Origin of the sequence: Mycobacterium vicinigordonae (genome assembly GCF_013466425.1) — a bacterium.
Lineage (GTDB): Bacteria > Actinomycetota > Actinomycetes > Mycobacteriales > Mycobacteriaceae > Mycobacterium > Mycobacterium vicinigordonae.
The window spans coordinates 318,024-337,105 of record NZ_CP059165.1 but is presented as its reverse complement, the minus strand read 5'-3'; the positions used below and the strand labels follow the sequence as shown (position 1 = coordinate 337,105).

Genomic DNA, 19,082 nt, shown 5'->3' with positions numbered 1-19,082 from the left:
TTAGCCTGCGCGTCAAGGCCGGGACGAGATCTCGCGGTTGCTATTGTCTGGACCAATATTCAATTGCTATCGTCCAACCGGTGATAGCCGGAACCGGATCGTGGCAATTCAATGGCCAGCCTGGCCGCTACCCCGCCGCGTACTCGCCGGCCGTGGCCGACGGCTGGAGCCTGACCCGGCTCACCGCGCCCAGCCGACTGTTTGGCGCCAACGGCATCCGCACCGGTCCGGACGGCCGGGTCTACATCGCTCAGGTGACCGGTAGCCAGATCAGCGCGCTCGACATCGAGACCGGCCTGATCGAGACGGTCAGCGCCAAGGGCGGCGACATCATCGCGCCCGACGACGTCGCTTTCGACACCGACGGCAACCTCTACGCCACCGAGGTGATGGATGGGCGCGTCAGCGTACGCGACACGGCCGGCCGCACCCGCGTCATTCGCGACGACCTGCCGTCGGCCAACGGCATCACCTTGCACCAGGGCAGGCTGTTCATTGGCGAGTGCCGCGCGGGCGGGCGGCTGATGGAGCTCGACCGCGGCGGTGGCCTGCCGCGGGTGTTGCTGGAGAACGTGCCGATGCCCAACGCCATGGAGGTCGGCCCGGACGGGTTGCTGTACTTCCCGGTGATGGGCGCCAACGAAATCTGGCGCATCGACCCCGAAGGCGGCGCGGTCGAACGCGTCGTCGGCGACCTCGGCGTCCCGGACTCGGTGAAGTTCGACACCGAGGGCCACATCGTCTCCACCCAGGCACATAGCGGTCAGGTGCTGCGCATCAATCCGCGCACCGGCGGGCGCACCGTACTGGCGAATCTGGATCCGGGTCTGGACAACTGCACGTTCGCGGGCGACCGGCTGCTCGTCTCGAACTTCACCGGCGAGATCACCGAAGTCCTCGGCGGCGGTGAGCATCGCACAGTACTCCGAGGCGGACTCAACTGGCCGCTGGACCTGACCGTCGGCCCTGACGGCAACCTCTACATCGCGGACGGCACCTTCTTCTACACGCTGCTTCCCGACGGCACGCTGCGCACGGTCGGCATGCTGTTCAGCCCTGGCTATCCGGGGTTCTTACGTGGGCTGACCGCCACCGGCCCCGGCGAGTTCTTCGTCACCACTTCCAACGGCGAGGTTGCCCGCTACCGGCCTGCCGACAACGAAAGCAAAATCCTAGCAACAGGTTTCGACCAGCTCTATGGTGTCGCGGTAGGCCCCAGCGGCGCGGCGTACGTGGCCGAACTCGGCGCCGGTCGGGTGTTGGGGATCCGCGCCGGTCAGGTCGAGGTGTTGGCATCCAATCTGGATGATCCGGTCGGCGTTACCCTCGATCACGACGGAACGTGCCTCGTGTCGGAGACCGGCCGAGTCCGCAGTCTCGACGGCAGCGTGGCGTTCGACGGGCTGCACCGACCGCAGGGCCTGTTGGTGCGGGGCCGTGAGCTTTACGTCGTCGACACCGGCGCAAAGGAAGTCGTCGCCTTCGACCTGGACAGCGGCGCACGTACCACCATCGCCGCGGACCTGCCGCTGGGCGCCCCGCCCGGCATCTCCCCCAAACCACTGCGCGGTATGCCACCGTTCTCCGGACCGCAGGGACCCTTCGCCGGTATCGCAGCCGGACCCGACGGCACGCTGTACATCTCGGCCGATGGCGACGGCACCCTGCTGGCCTTGTGCCGGGAATCCTGAAGGGCCGCAACGTTGTCTCCCCCACCGTCGGAAGCCAAGGTAGTCGACCACCGCTATCTGCAGGTGGCGCGCACCCTGCGCAAGGAAATCGTGGACGGGGTTTATCCGGTCGGGTCGCAACTGCCGACCGAACACGAGCTGTGCGAGCGATTTGCGGTGAGCCGCTACACGATTCGGGAAGCTCTGCGACGGCTTCGCGACGACAACCTGGTGTCGTCGCGGCCTAGGACCGGCACACTGGTGGTGCCGCGACCGTCGTCGGATTCCTATGTTCAGCATGTGATGTCGATCAACGATCTGCTGGAGTTCGCCACCGGCACCCGGTTCGTCATCGAGTCGGTCGCGATGGTCACCATCGACGACGACTCGGCCGCGCGCACCGGGTTGACCGTGGGCGAACAATGGCTGACGGTGCGCGGCTTCCGCCAGGCCGACGAGTCAGAGTCGCCGCTGTGCCGCACCCAGTACTACATCAACCGCGCGTTCGCGGCTGTCGGCAGATTGCTGCAACGCCACGAGGGCCCGATCTTTCCGCTGATCGAGGACCTGTTCGGGCTCAGTATCGTCGAAGTGCAGCAGGAGATCGACGCGGTGCTGCTGTCGGCGGAACTGGCCGACGGCCTGGATGTGGAGCCAGCCAGCCCCGCGCTGCAGGTGCGGCGCATTTATCGCACCTCCGATGGCCAGGTCGCACAGGTGACCATCAACACTCACCCCGCATCCCGGTTCCGGCATTCGATGACGATGCGACGCGTACGTGGCTGAGAGCCGGAAGCTGATCGGCGGACGGTTACTCCGCTGGGACGAGGAGCGTGCGGCACACGCTTATTCCGAAGGTCTTTGGGATGACAGCACTTTGGCCGATACGTTGCGCGCGGCGGCACACGACACCCCGGGCCGGGTGACTCTGATCGATGGCGACTATCGCTTGACCTGTTCCCAATTGCACCACCAGGCAACGGTATTGGCGCACCAGCTGCTGGCGCGCCACCCGCCGGGCAAGGTGGTGTCGTTCATGCTGCCCAACTGGCACGAAGCCGCGGTGATCTATCTGGCCAGCACTCTTGCCGGGATGATCGCCAATCCGATTCTGCCGTCATTGCGGGAGCGCGAGCTGCGATTCATCCTCGACGACGTCGAAAGTCGCGTGCTGTTCATCCCGTCGATTTTCGGCCGCCACGACTACGCCGCGATGCTGACCCGGGTCGCGACCGAATTGACCTCGCCACCGGATGTCGTCGTGCTGCGCGGGGATTGCGCTGATGGGCAGCTTCCGTACGCATCGTTGAACGCGCCGGTGCCGACCGCCGCGCCGCTACCCAGACTGCAACCCGACGCTGTCCGCATGATCCTCTACACCTCGGGCACCACCGGCCGGCCCAAGGGCGTACTGCACACCCACAACTCGATTCAGGCGTTGATGCACCAGATTCAGGACCACTGGTTCGTCGACCCGGGCGATGTGTTTTTGGTGGCCTCGCCGATCGCGCACATCGGCGGTTCTATCTACGCATTCGAGGCGCCGCTGTTACTCGGCACCACCGCGGTGCTGCTGGACCGCTGGAACGCCGGCGACGCCGTGCGCCTCATGCAGGCGCAGCGCTGCACGCACATGGCCGGGGCGACGCCCTTTCTGGAGCAGCTACTGGTGGCCGCAGAGCGCGCGGACACGAGACTGCCCGACCTGAAGCTCTTCATCTGTGGCGGCGCATCGGTATCTCCGTCGCTGATCCGCCGTGCCGCAACGTATTTCGAGTCCGCCGCGGTGACGCGGGTCTACGGCTCCACCGAAGTGCCGGTGACGACGGTGGGTGCGCCGGCCGATCCCGACCGCGCCGCCGACACCGATGGCCGCCCGGGGCTGGCCGACGTGCGGCTCGTCGACGGTGAAGTGCGGGTGCGGGGGCCGCAGATGCTGGTCGGCTACCTGCATCCCGAGGATGAGGAAACCTCTTTCGACGCCGACGGGTATTTCTGCACCGGCGATCTGGCGCGCTGGGTCGACGACGAGTACCTCCTGGTCACCGGTCGTGCCAAGGACATCATCATCCGCAACGGCGAGAACATTTCCCCGAAGGAGGTCGAAGACGTGCTGGCCACTCACCCGGGTATCGCGGAGATCGCCGTCGTCGGCCTTCCCGACGAGCGCACCGGGGAGCGGGCCTGTGCGGTCGTGGTGGCGGCGAGTGGCGGTGGCCCGGACGTCGCCGAACTGCGCACCTTTCTGGAGGCCGCGGGCGTTGCGCGCTTCAAGACTCCCGAGCAAGTGGTTGTCTGGGACGACCTGCCGAAGAACGATGCAGGAAAGGTGCTCAAGCATCAGATCAAGGCGGCCCTGATGGAGGCGGACCGGTGACCTGCCAGGTAGCTATCGTGACCGGCGCGACGGGTGGTATCGGATTCGGTTGCGCGACAAAGCTTGCCGACTCAGGCATGTTCGTGCTGGGGACGGGGCGCGACCAAGCCAAGCTCGCCGAGCTGGCACGATCGAACGAGCGGATAGCCACCCTTGCGCTCGACCTGGTCGACGACGAGGCGCCGCGCCGGCTCGTCGATGCCGCCGTGAAGCGCTGGGGCAGGATCGATTTCCTGGTCAACGCTGCCGGCATCGGTAGCCCCAAACCTCTGCACGAGACCGACGACGAATCCCTGGATCATTTCCTAGGGTTGATGCTGCGGGCGCCGTTCCGTCTGGTGCGTGAGGTGTTACCGCACCTGCAACCCGGGTCCGGGATCGTCAACATCACCTCGACGTTCGCCGTTGTAGGCGGCATGCGGGGCGGCGCGTACTCCGCGGCCAAGGGCGGGCTGACGGCGATGACCACCCACATTGCCTGCCAGTACGGGGCACAGGGAATACGTTGCAACGCGGTGGCTCCCGGTGTCGTGCAGACGGCCATGACGGAGCATCGGCTGCAAGACGAGCGCTTCCGGCGAATCAACATCGAGATGACGCCGCATCAGAGGTTGGGCACCGTGGACGACGTCGCCAGCATGGTGGCGTTCTTGTGCTCACCCAGTGGCGAATTCATCAACGGCCAGACGATCGTGGTCGACGGCGGTTGGAGTTCGACGAAATATCTGTCCGAGCGCGCGCTGAACTCGACATGGAACATCTGACATTCGCGATCACCAATCAACCCGTGCGGGACAACGCGGCGCGCGGACAGTCGGCGATGGCCTTAACGACGAGGTCCTCCAACTCCGGTGGCACGGGGTCGGCGATCACCGTGGCGTACTCGTCCTCGTCGAGTTCGAAGACTTCCGGCGTGATGCGCACACAGATGGCGTTGCCTTCGCAGCGATCGCGGTCTACTACAACTCGCATCGTTTCTCCTTCACGGCTCCGTGTGCTGCGCACCCGAATTGCCGTCAGGGCGTCTATCTGAGCTGCGGGCCGCACAGCCAACCTCATTTATACAATATGTGTTGTATAAATGAACCATACGCGGACGAGGGACGATTGAGAAGGTCAGCAGTACGGCCGATTGGGGCCTCCCAGCGCCGTCGCCAACGCCGTCGCCAACGGCTGAGCCGCCAACGGTGCTTGTCGTCACCGCATTTCGAAGTGTCGCCGGATGCCGTACAGCATCGTGACGTGCGCTTTGACTCCCTGGCGGACGGTGAGTCCGGCCAGTGGCCGGGGCGCGGCGAACCGAATCCGTTCAGTCACCCGGGTGCCGCCGCCGATCGGTTCGAAGCTCACCGTCCCGCGCAGGCGCACTCCCGGCGATTGGTCGGCCTCGGTGCGCACGTCGCCCTCGACCGGCACGTGCAGCCTGGCCCGGTAGGTGGCTTTCATCGTGATCGGCCCCAGCGGAATCCGGTCCACCACCTGATAGCTGACCCGGTATCCGTCGCGGGTTTCGCTGCGGTCGAGCAGCCGCACCGACACGATCAGCGGATGCACCAGCCTGATGTTGTCCAGATCGACGTAATAGTCCCGGACCTGGCTCGGTGGGGCCGGGACATCCTCGGTTAGCGTTCGCTCCTCGTGAGCGGTCCACCAGCTCACGGTGTCGAGCCGGCGAACTGCGCGAGTAGCTCCGCCGTGCGCCACCAGATCAACGTCGCGCACACCGCCACGGCGCACACCGTGGCCAGGGCCTGAACCAGGTCTCGTCGTTGCCGCGGGGCATACACGTAGGCCGCGGTAAGCAACCCGCCCGTCACCAACCCGCCCACGTGGGCCTGCCAGCTGATCTGCTGGGAACTGAGCAGCGGTATGACGAACGTGAACGCCAGGTTCAAGGCGATGACGGTGACCACCCAGCGGACGTCGAGGGTCAGACGTTTCGCGACAACGAACAGCGCAGCGAACAGACCGAACAGCGCCCCCGAAGCCCCCAGCGTCGGCGTGTCAACCCCCGAGAGTAGATAGACCAGCACCGAGCCGCCCAACCCGCTCACCGCGTAGACACCGACGAATCGCAGCCGGCCCAACCACATCTCCAGCGGCGGACCCACAAAGTACAGCGCCAGCATGTTCAACAGCAGATGCGTTATGCCGAGGTGCAGGAATGCCGACGTGACCAGCCGGTAGAACTCGCCGTTGGCGATAGCCCGCGGCCACAGGCAGAACTGGTAGCGCACTGTTACCGCCGCCAACTCGGCCACGAATGCCAGCACGTTGAGCGCGATCAGCACATAGGTGACCACCGGCGCGCCGGCTCGTTCCCGGCCGCCGAAGCGGGTCCGCGGGTCCCGGACGGATGCCGCGCCGGCCTGCACGCAGTCCACGCACTGGTGACCGACCGCAGCGCTGCGCATGCAGTCGCCGCAGATCGCGCGCTCGCAGCGGGTGCAACGGACATAGGTCTGACGGTCCGGGTGCCGATAACAGGTCGGCGCATCGGAGGGCAGTTTCGGTGGGATTGCGCCACTCATCGCACCTATTCTTGTCGGCGCCCGCTGCGCCCGGTCGAACGGGTGAAGGCGGCTGACGCCGCGCCGCTCGATCGCTTAACGGCCTCGCAGAGCTTCCTGTCGTTTTGCTGTGCCGTGTTCCTCGGCGGCGTGCCCCACGGTAACGTTTACACAACAAACTTTGTATAAATTGGCGGAAGGGCGACCGATGACCCACCACCAAGTCGATTTCCGCAGGTCGCATAAAGCCAGGCGGCCGGCTGTCGCGCGCGGGTGCACCGACTCACCCGGCCGGGAACCCGTCCCCAACCCAGACGGCAACCCGGCCGGGTTCGAGGCGCGAGTCATCGTGCTGGAACCGAACGACGAACTCGCGGCGCCGCACGGCGGCGATGTCTTGGTGCAGGTGATGTCGGGCAGCGGCCAACTGACCACCGAGGAATACGCGGTCGATCTCACCGCCGGCCGCCAGATTTGGCTGCCTCGACGGGTTCAGGGGCGACGATTCACCGCCGGCCCGGGCGGATTGCGCTGCGTGCTGGTCCAGAACACCGGCTGACATCATCGGCGCACGCGGGCGCGGCTATTGGCTCGCCGGTCCGGTTCACCTACTGTGACAAAGGTGGAATCACCCGGAACTCCCGAACTGGTGCCCGTCGAAAGTTTGCATTCAGGCGATCCCATCACCGATGGCGGTCAGCGATACATAGTTCTCGAGTCGAAGACGGTCGGCGACGGTTGCGTCGTCCTCGAGCTGGAATCCAGGGTGGATCATCATCTTCAGGTGATCGAAAAGTCCTTCCCCACCGGTTACCACGTCGGCCGGGCAAACCATCGGCATCTCTAGCGATTTCGAAGGTTCATTCCGCGTCGTGTGACCGAGCAACGGCCGGCGCGACATCCGTGTGACGCCAATTTCGTTGCCGCCATTGCAATTGCGACGACTACCTGACTCTCGGCGAGTTAACTCCATGCGGCTCAAGTAGTTATGGTTGTCGCCCGCGAGATGGCCCGCACCGGCGCCAACAGCCAACCCGCTGTCCCGGAGTGCCAGCATCGGCGCTCTTGTTCGCATTCGGCCTCCCGCCGAACCTCTCGGACTGCTAGCTGCACGGGCCGTGTGGACAGCTTCGCGCGACGCCGGAAGGATGGCGAGGTAGACCTAGTCGAAGGGTGCTGAATGAAGATCCCGGGTGTAACCGACATTGTCGGTTCCCTCACCGGTGCAGCGGGTCAAATATTCCAAGCCGGAGTGAGCGGTGCCGCGGGCGCTGTCGGGGCGGTGCAGACGCTGACCAGCCCGGTCACCGAACTGGTCGGGCCGGTGGTGCAGTCGGTCGCACAAACCACCGGGCGGGCGATCGGGCTCGGGTCTGACGATGCCGCGCTAGAGCCGGTCACTCCACCCGTGCGTTGGCAAAGTGGCCGACGCATCCATCTGGACCTCGATCCCCTGCTGCCCTTTCCGCGGTGGCACGAGTACGCGGCGGTGATCGAGGAGCCCGTGCGCCGGATTGACGGCGTGGCCAAGGCGCACGTCGAGGGCGCGCTGGGCCGGCTGGTCATCGAGGTCGACGCGGGCGCGAACACCGACGCCGTGCTGGACGAGGTACGCGACACAGCGGCAGCGGTCGCCGCCGACCTCGCCGGCTCCGATTCGGTCTCGGCGCCGCCGGCCGCACCCTTCGCGGACCCGGCGAACCCGCTGGCGATCCTGGTGCCACTAACCGTCGCCACGATGGACGTGATAGCCGTGGGCGCGGCAGTGACGGGCTGGTTCACCCGCCTGCCGGTGGCGCCGCGCAGCGCGCGAGCGGCAGCCGCGCTAATCAACTATCAGCCGCGGGTAGTAGCCGTGCTCGAGTCCAAACTCGGCCGGGTCGGGACCGACCTTGCACTAAGCGGCTCCACCGCGCTGGCCTACGGGCTCAGCCAGTCGGTGGGCACACCACTAATCGATCTGGTGCAGCGCACCCTGCAGCTGTCCGAAGCGGCGGCACACCGGCAGCGCTGGCGAGAACGCGAACCAGAACTGGCCTCACCCGAACGTCCGCAAGCTCCGGTGGTCCCGGTGCTGTCGTCTGCGGGAGACGAGCAGGTTCCCCGGCACAATTGGGCGGCGACCGCGGCGGGTGAGGCTTCCCACGTCGTCGTCGACGGGGCCATCGACGCCGCGATCGACACCGAGAAGGGCTCGATGGCCGGGCCGCTGGAGAATTACGTAAACCAGGCAGCGAGCGGCTCGGTGGTCGCCGCCGCGGGCGCGTTGTTTGCCGGCGGCGGCGCCGCCGAAGCTGCGGAAGCGATTCTGGCCGGCGTGCCGAAGGCAGCGCACCTCGGCAGGCAGGCATTCGCCAGCACGCTCGGCCGCGGCCTGGCCAATGCCGGGTTGCTGGTACTGGACCCCGGCGCGCTGCGCCGACTGGACCGGGTGCAGGTGGTCGTGATCGACGGCGCCGCGCTGCGCGGTGACCATCGGGCGGTGCTGAGTGCGTGGGGCGAGGAACCCGGCTGGGACGACGACCGCGTCTACGAGGTCGCCGATGCGCTGCTGCACGAGGAGGAACCCCCCGAACCCGACGCCGACGAATTGCCCGCCGCCGGGGCGCGGCTGAAATGGCTTCGGCCGCAAGGCCCGTCGGCCGCACCCGCGCAGGGTTTGGAGCACGCAGACCTGATCTGCGAGGGCCGGCGCGTCGGACACGTGGACGTGGGATGGGAGGTCGACCCGTACGCGATCCCGCTGCTGCAGACCGCGCACCGCACCGGCGCCCGGGTGGTCTTGCGTCATGTGGCCGGTACCGAGGACCTCTCGGCCAGCGTCGGCTCCACGCACCCGCCGGGTACACCGCTACTCAAGGTGGTGCGAGAGCTACGGGCGGATCGCGGGCCGGTGCTGCTGATCACCGCGCTGCACCGCGACTTCGCCTCGACCGATACGCTGGCCGCCCTCGCCATCGCCGACATCGGTGTCGCCCTCGACGACCCACGCGCGGCGACGCCGTGGACCGCCGACATCATCACCGGCACCGACCTAGCCGCCGCCGTGCGCATCCTGTCCGCGCTGCCGGTGGCCCGCGCGGCCACCGAGTCCGCCGTCCACCTGGCCCAGGGCGGGACCACCCTGGCGGGGTTGCTACTGGTCACCGGCGAGGACACCCGATCTGCGAACCCGGCGACCTTCCGGCGCTGGCTCAACCCGGTCAACGCCGCCGGGGCGACGGCACTGCTGTCCGGAACCTTCTCGGCCACCCGGGTGCTGCGGCTGCCCGATCCCACGCCGCAGCCGTTGACCGCCTGGCACGCGTTGGACCCCGAGATCGTCTATTCGCGATTGGCCGGCGGTTCGCGCCCGCTTGCGGTCGAACCCGGCACCCCAACCTGGCGGCGACGGCTCGACGACCTGTCCTACGAGCCTGTGGTCGCCCCGCTGCGGGGTCCCGTTCAAGCGCTGGGAAGGCTGGCGATCGCCACTCGCCACGAACTGGCTGACCCGCTGACGCCCATACTGGCCGTCGGCGCGGCGGCGTCGGCAATCGTCGGTAGCAATGTGGACGCGCTGCTGGTGGCCGGCGTGATGGCCGTCAACGCGGTCACCGGCGGGGTGCAGCGTCTGCGGGCCGAGGCCGCGGCCGCGGAGCTGTTCGCCGAACAGGACCAGCTGGTGCGGCGCGTGGTGGTGCCGGCGATGGCGACGACTCGCCGCCGCCTGGAAGCCGCTCGCAGCGCCACCCGCACGGCCACCGTCTCGGCCAAGAAGCTGCGCCCCGGCGACGTCATCGACCTGGCCGCACCGGAGGTGGTGCCGGCCGACGCCCGGATCCTGGTCGCCGAAGACCTCGAAGTCGATGAGTCCTTCCTCACCGGTGAGTCGCTGCCCGTCGACAAGCAGGTGGACTCCGTCGCCGTCAACGACCCCGAACGCGCGAGCATGCTCTTCGAGGGCAGCACGATCGTCGCGGGGCGAGCGCGCGCGATCGTCGTCGCTACCGGCGTCGGCACCGCCGCCCAGCGAGCCATCTCGGCGGTCGCCAACGTTGAGACGTCCGCCGGCGTCCAGGCCCGACTGCGCGAGCTGACCAGCAAGGTGCTGCCGCTCACCCTGGCCGGCGGCGCCACCGTGACCGGTTTGGCGCTGCTGCGCCGCTCCTCGCTACGCCAGGCGGTCGCCGACGGCGTCGCGATCGCCGTCGCCGCGGTCCCGGAGGGCCTGCCCTTGGTGGCCACGCTGTCCCAGCTGGCCGCCGCGCAACGCCTGACGGCCCGGGGCGTGTTGGTGCGCTCACCGCGGACCATCGAGGCGCTAGGCCGGGTCGACACCATCTGTTTCGACAAGACCGGCACACTCACCGAGAACCGGCTCCGCGTCGTGCGGGCCGTGCCCAGGGACGCCGATCCCGAGGGTCCGTTCGCCGCGCCCGGCGACCCGCAGTCTATTGCGGTGTTGCAGGCCGCGGCCCGCGCGTCCACCCAGCCGCAGGACGGGCAGGGGCACGCGCACGCCACCGACGAGGCGATCATCACGGCGGCCAATTCGCTTAACGGTCACGGTGATTCGGACTGGACCATCCTCGCGGAGGTGCCGTTCGAATCGAGCCGCGGTTTCGCCGCCTCGATCGGCGCACAAGCAGGCACCAACCAGGCGCCGCTGTTGATGCTCAAGGGCGCGCCTGAGGTGGTGTTGCCACGTTGCCGGTTCGACCACCCAGATGTTGACCGGCGGCACGCCGACGCGCTGGTGCAGCACCTCGCCGAGCAAGGGCTGCGGGTGCTCGCCGTCGCGCAACGCACGTGGGTACACGAAACGTCCGACGAAGCGACCGACGCCGACGATGTCGACGCCGCCGCCCACGACCTCGAACTCCTCGGCTATGTCGGGCTGGCCGACACCGCCCGGGTCTCGTCGCGCCCACTGATCGAAGAGCTAGTGGCCGCCGATCGCAACGTGGTGCTGATCACCGGCGACCATCCCGTGACCGCCCGCGCCATCGCGCGTCAGCTCGGTCTACCCGCCGACGCCCAGGTGGTGACGGGTGCAGAGCTTGCCAATATCGACGCCGAGGGGCACGCGAAGCTTGCCGCCGACGTCCAGGTGTTCGCCCGCGTCAGTCCGGAACAGAAGGTGCAGATCGTGGCGGCGCTGCAGCGCTCCGGTCGTGTCACCGCGATGGTCGGCGATGGCGCCAACGACGCCGCCGCAATCCGAATGGCCGACGTGGGCATCGGCGTCAGCGGCCGCGGCTCCTCGGCCGCCCGCGGCGCCGCAGACATCGTGTTGACCGACGACGACCTGGGTGTGCTGCTCGACGCGCTGGTCGAGGGTCGCAGCATGTGGGCGGGGGTCCGTGACGCGGTGACCATCCTGGTCGGCGGCAACGTCGGCGAAGTTCTGTTCACCATCATCGGGACCGCGTTCGGGCAGGGCCGGGCGCCGGTCGGGACGCGCCAGCTGCTGCTGGTGAACCTGCTCACCGACATGTTCCCTGCTCTCGCGGTCGCGGTCACCTCGCAGTACGACGACCCCGAAGAGGACGAGAGTCTCACCGACGAAGAGGTCGAGGCGGCTCGCCGCATCCGTCAGCGCGAGGTGCTGACCCAACCGACGCCGTCACTGGGTGACACCTTGATGCGTCAGATCGTCAACCGCGGCGTGGTCACGGCTGCCGGTGCGACCGCGGCCTGGACGATCGGGCGGTGGACACCCGGAACGGAACGACGCACGTCCACAATGGGTTTGACCGCGTTGGTGACCACGCAGCTGGCACAGACACTGTTGACTCGCAGACACAGTCCACTGGTGGTCGCGACCGCGTTGGGCAGTGCGGGAGTGTTGGTCGGCATTATTCAGACGCCGGTACTGAGCCAGTTCTTCGGTTGCACACCCCTGGGACCCGTTGCGTGGACGGGAGTGATCGGCGCCACCGCGGGAACCACGGTGATCTCCGTACTGGCGCCGCAGTGGCTGAACAAAACGGTCGGTGCGGTGACACCGGCGTTGGAGTCGCAGGAGTCGGAGTCCGACTGATTCAGCCGGACAGCTCCCGACGGATCACCTTGCCGGCTGGATTGCGCGGGATGCTGCTCACGATGTTGATATCGCGAGGCTGTTCGAAACGGGAAACCTTGCCCTTCAAGAACTCTCGCAGCTCCGACTCGTCGATGTCGCTATCCGGCCGCGGCACAACGAAGGCCGCCAACCGCTTGCCGAACTGTTCGTCGGGCACACCGACAACCGCGTTCTCGGCGATGTCAGGATGGCCGGCCAGAGCATTTTCCAGTGCGCGGGGATAGACGTTCTCCCCACCTGACACGATCATGTCGTCCTCACGTCCGACGATGTAGAGCCGGCCGTCTTCGTCGAGGTACCCCATGTCGCCGGTACTGGTCATGCCGTCCATGACGGCTTTGCGTTCGAGCAGGACGGCTCCTCCCGTGTAACCCTCCGAATTCAGTTCCCCGCCAACGAATATGCGGCCCGTAACACGGGGGCCGACAGGTCTGCCGTTGCGGCTGTAGATCCGCACCGGGCAGCCGGCGACGGGCCGGCCAACCGTCTCGGGAAACCGGCGCAGCTCGGCGGGTGTGGCCAAAGACCCGATGCCCACCTCGGTGGACCCATACAGGTTGTAGACCACATCACCGTAGACATCCATGAACCGCCGAGCCAGGCCAGGCTCGAGCCGGTCACCGCTGGACACCACTACCCGCAAGTAGGACAACGGATTTCGTGACCGGATCCGCTGCGGTAGGTCCAGGATCCGGGCCAGCATGATCGGCACCGCGCTCATCGAGTCGGCGCGGTGCAGCGAGGCTTGGGCCAGGGTGGCTTCGGCGTCGAAGCGACGATGGGTAAGGATCGTGCCGCCCAGGCAGACGGTCAGTGTCAGCATCCCAAACCCCAAACCGTGAAACATGGGTGTCGCCATGGCCATTCGGGTTCCGACGTGCAGACCGGTGCGCTCGAGCAGGGTGACGCCGACCCCCAGCCCCGAGCTGACCTTTGGCCTTCGAGGCACTCCTTTGGGCACTCCCGTCGTACCCGACGTCAGCAGGACGATGCGGCCCGAAGACGCCACTCGGGGCCTGGCGCCGCGGCGCGCTTGGACCTGCTGCGGGTCGATCGCGGTGATCGATTCCGCGGTGCGGTGGATCTGGTCGAGAAACTCGTTGTCACAGAACATCGTCCGGATCTGGTGACCTGCCAGAGCACCCGCCAGCGCGTCGGCGCGAAACTCGGTGTTGACCAACACGATGTCGGCGCCCACCAGGCCGGTGGCGAACACCGCCGCGACGAAGTTGCGTCCGTTGCGGCACATGACTCCGACGGATTGGCCCGCTTGGACATCGGCCTCGAGCAGCGTGCGGGCCAGTGATTCGGTGAACGCTTGCAGCTGAAGGTAACTCAGCGTGCCGTCGTCGTCGACGATCGCGGTTCGATCCGGCCATCGGGCCGCCGAAACCGCCAGCAGCGTGTAGAGGTTGGTGCCGCCCCGCGCCGCCTCGCAGACGACGCGCAGCGCCGCGGCCGGCCCGGGTGGACCAAGCAGTCCCGACGACGTCACCGCGCGGACTGCGGTGGCCACGATACTGTCCGTCACGACCGGGCGCCCGTGCTATCGGCCGCGGTGAAAAAGCGGCGGTACCAGATCCGGGCGGCCCGTTCGGCCGGTCCGGCCAGCAGTACCGAGGCCAGTTCGGCCGGCCACACCCACGGCGGCTCGTTGGTGCGAGGCCGCTCGATGATCGCCTGGGCGACCGCGTCGGCTGCCTGGTCGGGCGTCAGACCGGGAAGCCGGCCCAGCAGCGGGGTGGGTTCGATCATCCGGGTGCGGACCAGCGCGAAATAGATCGTGGAGACGTCGATCCCGTCGCCGTGCAGTTCCGGCGCCACGCTGCGTAGCCAGCGGTCGAACGCCCCCTTGGATGCCTGGTAAGCACCCCATTGCGGGCCGGGAGCCACGCGCACGCCGACGCTCGAGACGTTGACGATCTGCCCGCGGCCGGCCTCGCGCATCGCCGGCAGCACTCCCAGCATCAGCCAGATCGGCCCCAGATAGTTCACCCCGATGGTCCGCGCAAAGTCGTGCGGCCGGTCGTACTGTTCGTGCAGTGAGCGGCGCAGCGACTTGCCCGCGTTGCTCACCACGATGTCAAGTGGCCCGTGATCTTCGTAGATTTGTTTGGCCAGGTGACTGACGGCGTCCTCGTCGCTGAGATCGGTCGGGTAGACCACGGCCCGGCCCCCGCCGGCGTTGATCGAGGCCGCGACGTCGTCGAGACGTTCGACCGAGCGGGCTACCACCAATACCGTGGCGCCCGCCGCGGCCAGCTTGCGCGCGGTGGCCTCGCCGATGCCGTAGGAGGCGCCGGTGACCAGGATGGTCTTGCCGGAGACGACTGCGCGCAGCCGGTCGGGATCCGATATCCGCGCCGGGTTCGCCAACCTGTCGACACCCCAATCAAAAGCCTGCGAAACCAGGTTCATCGGTGCGTCCTTCGAGTGCGTTCCAGCCGTCATAGCCCATAATGACCCATGGTCACAATGTCAGCTGACGGCCGGGTGCGTCCAGCCCCCTCGGCTCAACGGTCCCGTCAGGCCCGATGACCACCCAATCCATAACGACGGTTGAACCGATCGACTCGGCCGGCCGCGTCAAGGGTGCGCTGTTTTCCGGTCCAGAATGGGTGGGAATCGGCGGTCACCTCGACGATCACTAGTGGATACGACCGCAGTCCCGCCGAGGTTTCCCACTCGACGGTCCGAGAACTCGAGACCGTGGATCGGGTGAGGAACCTGACACCGGTGTTCGCGTCTTGGAACACCACCGGGTGGTAGTCGGGGTGAATGCCTGGCTTCATGCTTGTTCTCCGCCGCTGCGGTGGGCGGAGAACTCGCCCGCCGCGTCCGGCGTTTCATGGCACGGGTCCTGGTGCCAGTCACCAAAGGGGTCGTCGTAACCGTCCCATCGACTTTGATCGGCCATCTCCGCGTCGGTGAGAAGCGCAGCCTGCAGTACCGAGGTGATGTCGGCGGGGTCCGCACCACAGACCAGCACAGTGATCGCGGTGTGCCGGTCGCCGTGGTGGAATTCCCACATCAGGTCGGCGAACAGTCGCCGTTCCGGGTCAACGCCGGCCACCTCGGAGAGGGTCATGGCCGCCAGCCACTTGCCCGCCGAGGCGACCCGCAGGCCGCCGCCGGCCGATTCCAGCCACATGACGTGATCGGGGCGGTTCGCCAGCCACAGCCGGCCGCGGGTGCGAACGACGCCGTCGAGCAACCGGTCTACCGCGTCGTGCAGTCGTTCCGGGCGAAAGGGTCGGCGCGCGTTGAACTCGACGATAGTGACGCGCCCGTCGGGGGCTAGCGGGGGTAGCCCGGCCAGCAGCGGCACGTGCGGCGAATCGCTGCGCCCACACCGGGACTGCTCGTCGAGGTTCGCCAGTGCCAGTTCAACGCGTTCAGTGCCGACGGTGATCCGAGCGCGTGGAGCCAGGCGACGCAGCACCGCCAGCGTGGTGGGTTCGGGCCGGGTCAGCACCAGTAGGTCGGCAAATTCGGCTTGACCGACGGCGGCCTGGGCCACCGTGCGGCCGTCCGGCAACAGGTCATCGCCGAGGGACTGGCTAAGCCACCGCTCCGTGTCGATACACGTGACGACACCGCTGATTTGCACGTCGTGGGCCGCCGGGCCGTCCGGGTAGCCCGGCCCGACCCGCACTCGGACGTGGTTGATCGCCCAACACACCGGTTCGGGTTCCAACCAGGGCGCCAGGTGCACGACGATGCGTTCCACGTTCGAGCGACGGTGCAACTTGCGCAGCAGCACCAGCAGGTCGTTGCGGATGGTGCAGGCGAGGCAGCCGTGCGCCAACTCCAGCGCCTCCTCGACCGCGGTCAGCTCGCCCCCGCTCAACATGATGACTGTCCGGCGCACCACCTGACCGTCAAATCGATGCTCGACCACCGCGGTCCCGGTTTGGCGTAATAAGGTCCCCGTCACATCGTCCGTAGGACCCTGGCCGGCCACCAGCACCACCTGCGTTCGCTTCATTGACACCCCTTATTGAAAATCATTTTCATTAAGGCTACAGTGCGCTGCAGAGGTTGTCGAAACAGGAGGCTCGAAATTTCTGCCCGCTGCCAAGTCACCGGCCGCACAGTCGGTTTCGGTAACTCGTTGTCCCATTCGCACCGCAGAACGCGGCGACGCTGGTCGCCCAATCTGCAGACCAAGACCTACTACCTGCCCTCGGAAGGCAGGCGCGTCACACTGCGGGTCAGCGCGAAGGGCATCAAAGTGATCGACCGGTACGGCATCGAGGCCGTTGTCGCGCGGCTACGCCGAACGGGAGTGCATATCTGATGGCGCGCAACGAGATTCGTCCGATAGTGAAGCTACGCTCGACCGCGGGAACCGGCTACACCTACGTCACCCGCAAGAACCGCCGAAACGATCCCGATCGCCTCGTGTTGAAAAAGTACGACCCCGTGCTGCGCCGACACGTCGAGTTTCGCGAGGAGCGCTAAATGGCCAAGAAATCGACCCAACGACCGAAACGCCCAGCGCACAGCACCGTCAAACCGGCGGCACCGAAGAGAAACGTCCTGAGGAGTCTCGGTCTCGCCGCCGTCGACTATAAGGACACCAAGACATTGCGGTTGTTCGTGTCCGAACGCGGAAAGATCCGCTCCCGTCGCGTCACCGGGCTGACCGTCCAGCAGCAACGACAGGTCGCGACCGCCATCAAAAACGCCCGCGAGATGGCTTTGCTGCCATACGTTTCCGCTCCCTAGCGGCCGGCCCACTGGGTGCCGGTCCGATCGGTGCGCCACCGCGCTTTCAGTTGTTCGGGCCGCGCTCAGCTGTTGTTGATCTTGCGCGGATCAATGCCCGTGCGTTCCCAGGCATCGGCCGCCCAGCTGGCATAGACCACGCGCAGCGGCAATCGGTTGATCAGCGGATTCAGTGCCCGCATCACCGCGGCGAATCGTTGGAAACGCTTCTCCTTCTTGGCATTCCACTGCAGTTCGCACACCTCGCGCATCTGCGGCGGGCAAGTCCCCACGATCACCAGACGCGCGTAGGAGTTCAGCGGCGCGGACAGCACTCTCCATATCGGACGGGGGATGCGGCGCGGGCCGGGAATGCCTTTCCGTAGGTAGCCGGTGCCATAAAGCACGGTCTTGTGGGGCACGAAACGGTCGAGCATGCCGTCCCAATAGGAGACGAATTCGTCGTAGGTCTGCGGTTGGCCCCGGTCGCTGACGCCGTAAAGGCGGTACCAGACCTTGCTCTCGGCGAAGATCTGCTCCTTCTCCGCGTGCGACAGCCGGCGAATGAACATGTCTGCCGTGTAGAGAACCTGATCCACGAAGGTGGCGTGCGCCCAGTAGAACAATTCCGGATTGAGCGCGTGGTAGCGCGATCCGTCACTGATGGTCCCCTTGATCGGCTTGTGGAAATTCCGCACCGTGCGGCCCCACTTGTGTGGGTCCTCGGAGTAGACGGTCTTCATCAGGGGCGGTGCGGTGCGTTTGGCCCTGCCGAGGGTGTCGCTGAAGATCACCGAGTGGTCCAGCACCCCCTGCCCGAGTTGTTCGATGCAGTTCTCGGTACCGGCGACCCGCTGGAAACCGAAGAGCTGAGTGCGATAGTCGCCGTAGAACTTCCAGATCAGCGAATCGGGTCCCAGCACCGGCGCCGCGTCTGCGATTTCGTCGACCAGCATGGGCACGGCTTCGCGGATACCGGTCTCGAAGCCAAGCTCAGCAGTCATCAGTAATCCCCTCGGGCACGGGCGCACAAATCTGAATCAGAGAAACAAACTCGTACCTTTGTTTCAAACATACCATCCGACACGCTAGGTTTTACCGGGGGGAACGTCGCACAAACAGGCGGACGACAATGGCAGGCATGTCCAAGACCCGGCCGAAAGCGACGCCGGTGGTACCCGGTGCCGCGCCCGGCGATATTGAGCACGCCATCCTGGACACCGCGCGTTCGGTCTTCGAGACCTACGGGGTGCGACGAGCCAATATCGAAGACGTTGCCGTGCGGGCCGGCGTTAGCCGCAGCACCATCTACCGGCGCTTCCCCACCAAGGACGACCTGTTCGAGGCGGTCATGCGCCGCGAGGGAGAGGCGTTCTTCGCGACGCTGGACCACGCCACCACCGGACGAAATCCTCAGCAGGCAGTGATCGAGGCGTTCACGCTCGGCGTGCGACTGGTGCAGGACTCGCCATTGTATTCGCGCATCGCCGAGAGCGAACCCGAATTGTTCGGCATGTTTTCGCGGTCGAAGGCATTTCCAATCAACCGGTTCGCCGACGGGATCGCCCACACGCTGCGGCGCTGCGGCGCCGAGCTGGCCGACGACGACCTGGCCAATATCGCCGACATCCTGCTGCGCGTGGCGGCGGGGATAATCATGTTCCCCACTGACCGCCTGGATACGTCCGATCAGCAGGCGGTCCGCAATTACGCGGCGCGATATCTGGTGCCAATCATTAGCCTGTAAG

At 66.8% G+C, this 19,082-nt stretch carries 19 protein-coding genes; 11 read left to right on the top strand and 8 right to left on the bottom strand.

The features are described 5' to 3' along the window. The first annotated feature begins 68 nt into the window (after positions 1-68). The 4 genes from H0P51_RS01580 to H0P51_RS01565 are packed head-to-tail and all read left to right on the top strand — an operon-like array spanning position 69 to position 4,811. Positions 69-1,691 (top strand): SMP-30/gluconolactonase/LRE family protein, encoded by a 1,623-nt coding sequence (locus H0P51_RS01580; protein ID WP_425489098.1) that lies wholly within the window; start codon positions 69-71, stop codon positions 1,689-1,691. 12 nt (positions 1,692-1,703) lie between these two features. After that, complete coding sequence (locus H0P51_RS01575) at positions 1,704-2,456, top strand: GntR family transcriptional regulator (RefSeq protein WP_180916332.1); 753 nt, start codon at positions 1,704-1,706, stop codon at positions 2,454-2,456. Beyond that, complete coding sequence (locus H0P51_RS01570; protein WP_180916331.1) at positions 2,449-4,047, top strand: AMP-binding protein; 1,599 nt, start codon at positions 2,449-2,451, stop codon at positions 4,045-4,047. Before H0P51_RS01575 ends, H0P51_RS01570 begins: the two co-directional genes overlap by 8 nt. Continuing rightward, a complete protein-coding gene (locus H0P51_RS01565) occupies positions 4,044-4,811 on the top strand; it encodes an SDR family NAD(P)-dependent oxidoreductase (protein ID WP_180916330.1) in 768 nt (255 codons plus the stop codon). The genes H0P51_RS01570 and H0P51_RS01565 overlap by 4 nt, the downstream gene beginning before the upstream one ends. 16 nt (positions 4,812-4,827) lie before the next feature. On the opposite strand, the gene H0P51_RS01560 is transcribed toward H0P51_RS01565, so the two are convergent. From H0P51_RS01560 to H0P51_RS01550, 3 genes are all read right to left on the bottom strand, one after another. Continuing rightward, the gene (locus tag H0P51_RS01560; RefSeq protein ID WP_180916329.1) at positions 4,828-5,019 is read right to left on the bottom strand and encodes a ferredoxin; all 192 of its coding nucleotides are present in this window, start codon (positions 5,017-5,019) and stop codon (positions 4,828-4,830) included. Positions 5,020-5,244: 225 nt separating this feature from the next. Next, the gene (locus tag H0P51_RS01555; RefSeq protein ID WP_180916328.1) at positions 5,245-5,706 is read right to left on the bottom strand and encodes an SRPBCC family protein; all 462 of its coding nucleotides are present in this window, start codon (positions 5,704-5,706) and stop codon (positions 5,245-5,247) included. Continuing rightward, positions 5,703-6,578, bottom strand: coding sequence for a rhomboid family intramembrane serine protease (locus tag H0P51_RS01550; RefSeq protein ID WP_180916327.1), 876 nt, complete (start codon positions 6,576-6,578; stop codon positions 5,703-5,705). The genes H0P51_RS01555 and H0P51_RS01550 overlap by 4 nt, the downstream gene beginning before the upstream one ends. Before the next feature lie 187 nt (positions 6,579-6,765). Here H0P51_RS01550 and H0P51_RS01545 point away from each other — a divergent pair, with 187 nt between their 5' ends. The 3 genes from H0P51_RS01545 to H0P51_RS01535 all read left to right on the top strand — a co-directional run bounded on the left by H0P51_RS01545 (position 6,766) and on the right by H0P51_RS01535 (position 12,582). Continuing rightward, the gene (locus H0P51_RS01545) at positions 6,766-7,116 is read left to right on the top strand and encodes a cupin domain-containing protein (protein WP_180916326.1); all 351 of its coding nucleotides are present in this window, start codon (positions 6,766-6,768) and stop codon (positions 7,114-7,116) included. Positions 7,117-7,179: 63 nt separating this feature from the next. Next, positions 7,180-7,404 (top strand): hypothetical protein, encoded by a 225-nt coding sequence (locus tag H0P51_RS01540; protein WP_180916325.1) that lies wholly within the window; start codon positions 7,180-7,182, stop codon positions 7,402-7,404. Between the two features lie 333 nt (positions 7,405-7,737). Next, complete coding sequence (locus H0P51_RS01535) at positions 7,738-12,582, top strand: cation-translocating P-type ATPase (RefSeq protein WP_246398319.1); 4,845 nt, start codon at positions 7,738-7,740, stop codon at positions 12,580-12,582. 1 nt (position 12,583) lies between these two features. On the opposite strand, the gene H0P51_RS01530 is transcribed toward H0P51_RS01535, so the two are convergent. The 4 genes from H0P51_RS01530 to mrf all read right to left on the bottom strand — a co-directional run bounded on the left by H0P51_RS01530 (position 12,584) and on the right by mrf (position 16,612). After that, positions 12,584-14,143 carry an AMP-binding protein gene (locus H0P51_RS01530; RefSeq protein WP_180918668.1) on the bottom strand — a complete coding sequence of 520 codons (1,560 nt, stop codon included), beginning with the start codon at positions 14,141-14,143 and terminating at the stop codon, positions 12,584-12,586. Positions 14,144-14,151: 8 nt separating this feature from the next. Then, entirely contained in the window at positions 14,152-15,042 is an 891-nt protein-coding gene (locus tag H0P51_RS01525) for an SDR family NAD(P)-dependent oxidoreductase (protein WP_180916324.1), read from the bottom strand. Between the two features lie 107 nt (positions 15,043-15,149). Beyond that, positions 15,150-15,416, bottom strand: coding sequence for a type B 50S ribosomal protein L31 (locus tag H0P51_RS01520; protein WP_180916323.1), 267 nt, complete (start codon positions 15,414-15,416; stop codon positions 15,150-15,152). Continuing rightward, positions 15,413-16,612, bottom strand: coding sequence for a ribosome hibernation factor-recruiting GTPase MRF (gene mrf / locus H0P51_RS01515; protein WP_180916322.1), 1,200 nt, complete (start codon positions 16,610-16,612; stop codon positions 15,413-15,415). Before mrf ends, H0P51_RS01520 begins: the two co-directional genes overlap by 4 nt. 75 nt (positions 16,613-16,687) lie before the next feature. Here mrf and rpmB point away from each other — a divergent pair, with 75 nt between their 5' ends. From rpmB to rpsR, 3 genes are read left to right on the top strand one after another with little or no spacing between them, the layout of a single operon-like run. Continuing rightward, a complete protein-coding gene (gene rpmB, locus H0P51_RS01510) occupies positions 16,688-16,924 on the top strand; it encodes a 50S ribosomal protein L28 (protein WP_180918667.1) in 237 nt (78 codons plus the stop codon). After that, entirely contained in the window at positions 16,924-17,088 is a 165-nt protein-coding gene (gene rpmG, locus H0P51_RS01505; protein ID WP_180916321.1) for a 50S ribosomal protein L33, read from the top strand. The genes rpmB and rpmG overlap by 1 nt, the downstream gene beginning before the upstream one ends. After that, positions 17,089-17,355 carry a 30S ribosomal protein S18 gene (gene rpsR / locus H0P51_RS01500; RefSeq protein WP_180916320.1) on the top strand — a complete coding sequence of 89 codons (267 nt, stop codon included), beginning with the start codon at positions 17,089-17,091 and terminating at the stop codon, positions 17,353-17,355. It abuts the gene before it with no gap. Between the two features lie 65 nt (positions 17,356-17,420). Here the strand turns inward: rpsR and H0P51_RS01495 are convergent, their stop codons facing one another. Then, the gene (locus H0P51_RS01495; RefSeq protein WP_180916319.1) at positions 17,421-18,338 is read right to left on the bottom strand and encodes an oxygenase MpaB family protein; all 918 of its coding nucleotides are present in this window, start codon (positions 18,336-18,338) and stop codon (positions 17,421-17,423) included. 137 nt (positions 18,339-18,475) lie between these two features. Here H0P51_RS01495 and H0P51_RS01490 point away from each other — a divergent pair, with 137 nt between their 5' ends. Beyond that, positions 18,476-19,081, top strand: coding sequence for a TetR/AcrR family transcriptional regulator (locus tag H0P51_RS01490; RefSeq protein WP_180916318.1), 606 nt, complete (start codon positions 18,476-18,478; stop codon positions 19,079-19,081). Position 19,082: the final 1 nt, after the last annotated feature.

Bases quoted from the DNA above. Each gene is read 5' to 3' on its own strand.
- H0P51_RS01490 (WP_180916318.1), top strand. From the start codon at position 18,476: ATGTCCAAGACCCGGCCGAAAGCGACGCCGGTGGTACCCGGTGCCGCG.
- H0P51_RS01550 (WP_180916327.1), bottom strand. From the start codon at position 6,578: ATGAGTGGCGCAATCCCACCGAAACTGCCCTCCGATGCGCCGACCTGT.
- rpsR (WP_180916320.1), top strand. From the start codon at position 17,089: ATGGCCAAGAAATCGACCCAACGACCGAAACGCCCAGCGCACAGCACC.
- mrf (WP_180916322.1), bottom strand. From the start codon at position 16,612: ATGAAGCGAACGCAGGTGGTGCTGGTGGCCGGCCAGGGTCCTACGGAC.
- H0P51_RS01535 (WP_246398319.1), top strand. From the start codon at position 7,738: ATGAAGATCCCGGGTGTAACCGACATTGTCGGTTCCCTCACCGGTGCA.
- H0P51_RS01560 (WP_180916329.1), bottom strand. From the start codon at position 5,019: ATGCGAGTTGTAGTAGACCGCGATCGCTGCGAAGGCAACGCCATCTGT.
- H0P51_RS01495 (WP_180916319.1), bottom strand. From the start codon at position 18,338: ATGACTGCTGAGCTTGGCTTCGAGACCGGTATCCGCGAAGCCGTGCCC.
- H0P51_RS01520 (WP_180916323.1), bottom strand. From the start codon at position 15,416: ATGAAGCCAGGCATTCACCCCGACTACCACCCGGTGGTGTTCCAAGAC.
- rpmG (WP_180916321.1), top strand. From the start codon at position 16,924: ATGGCGCGCAACGAGATTCGTCCGATAGTGAAGCTACGCTCGACCGCG.
- H0P51_RS01525 (WP_180916324.1), bottom strand. From the start codon at position 15,042: ATGAACCTGGTTTCGCAGGCTTTTGATTGGGGTGTCGACAGGTTGGCG.
- H0P51_RS01545 (WP_180916326.1), top strand. From the start codon at position 6,766: ATGACCCACCACCAAGTCGATTTCCGCAGGTCGCATAAAGCCAGGCGG.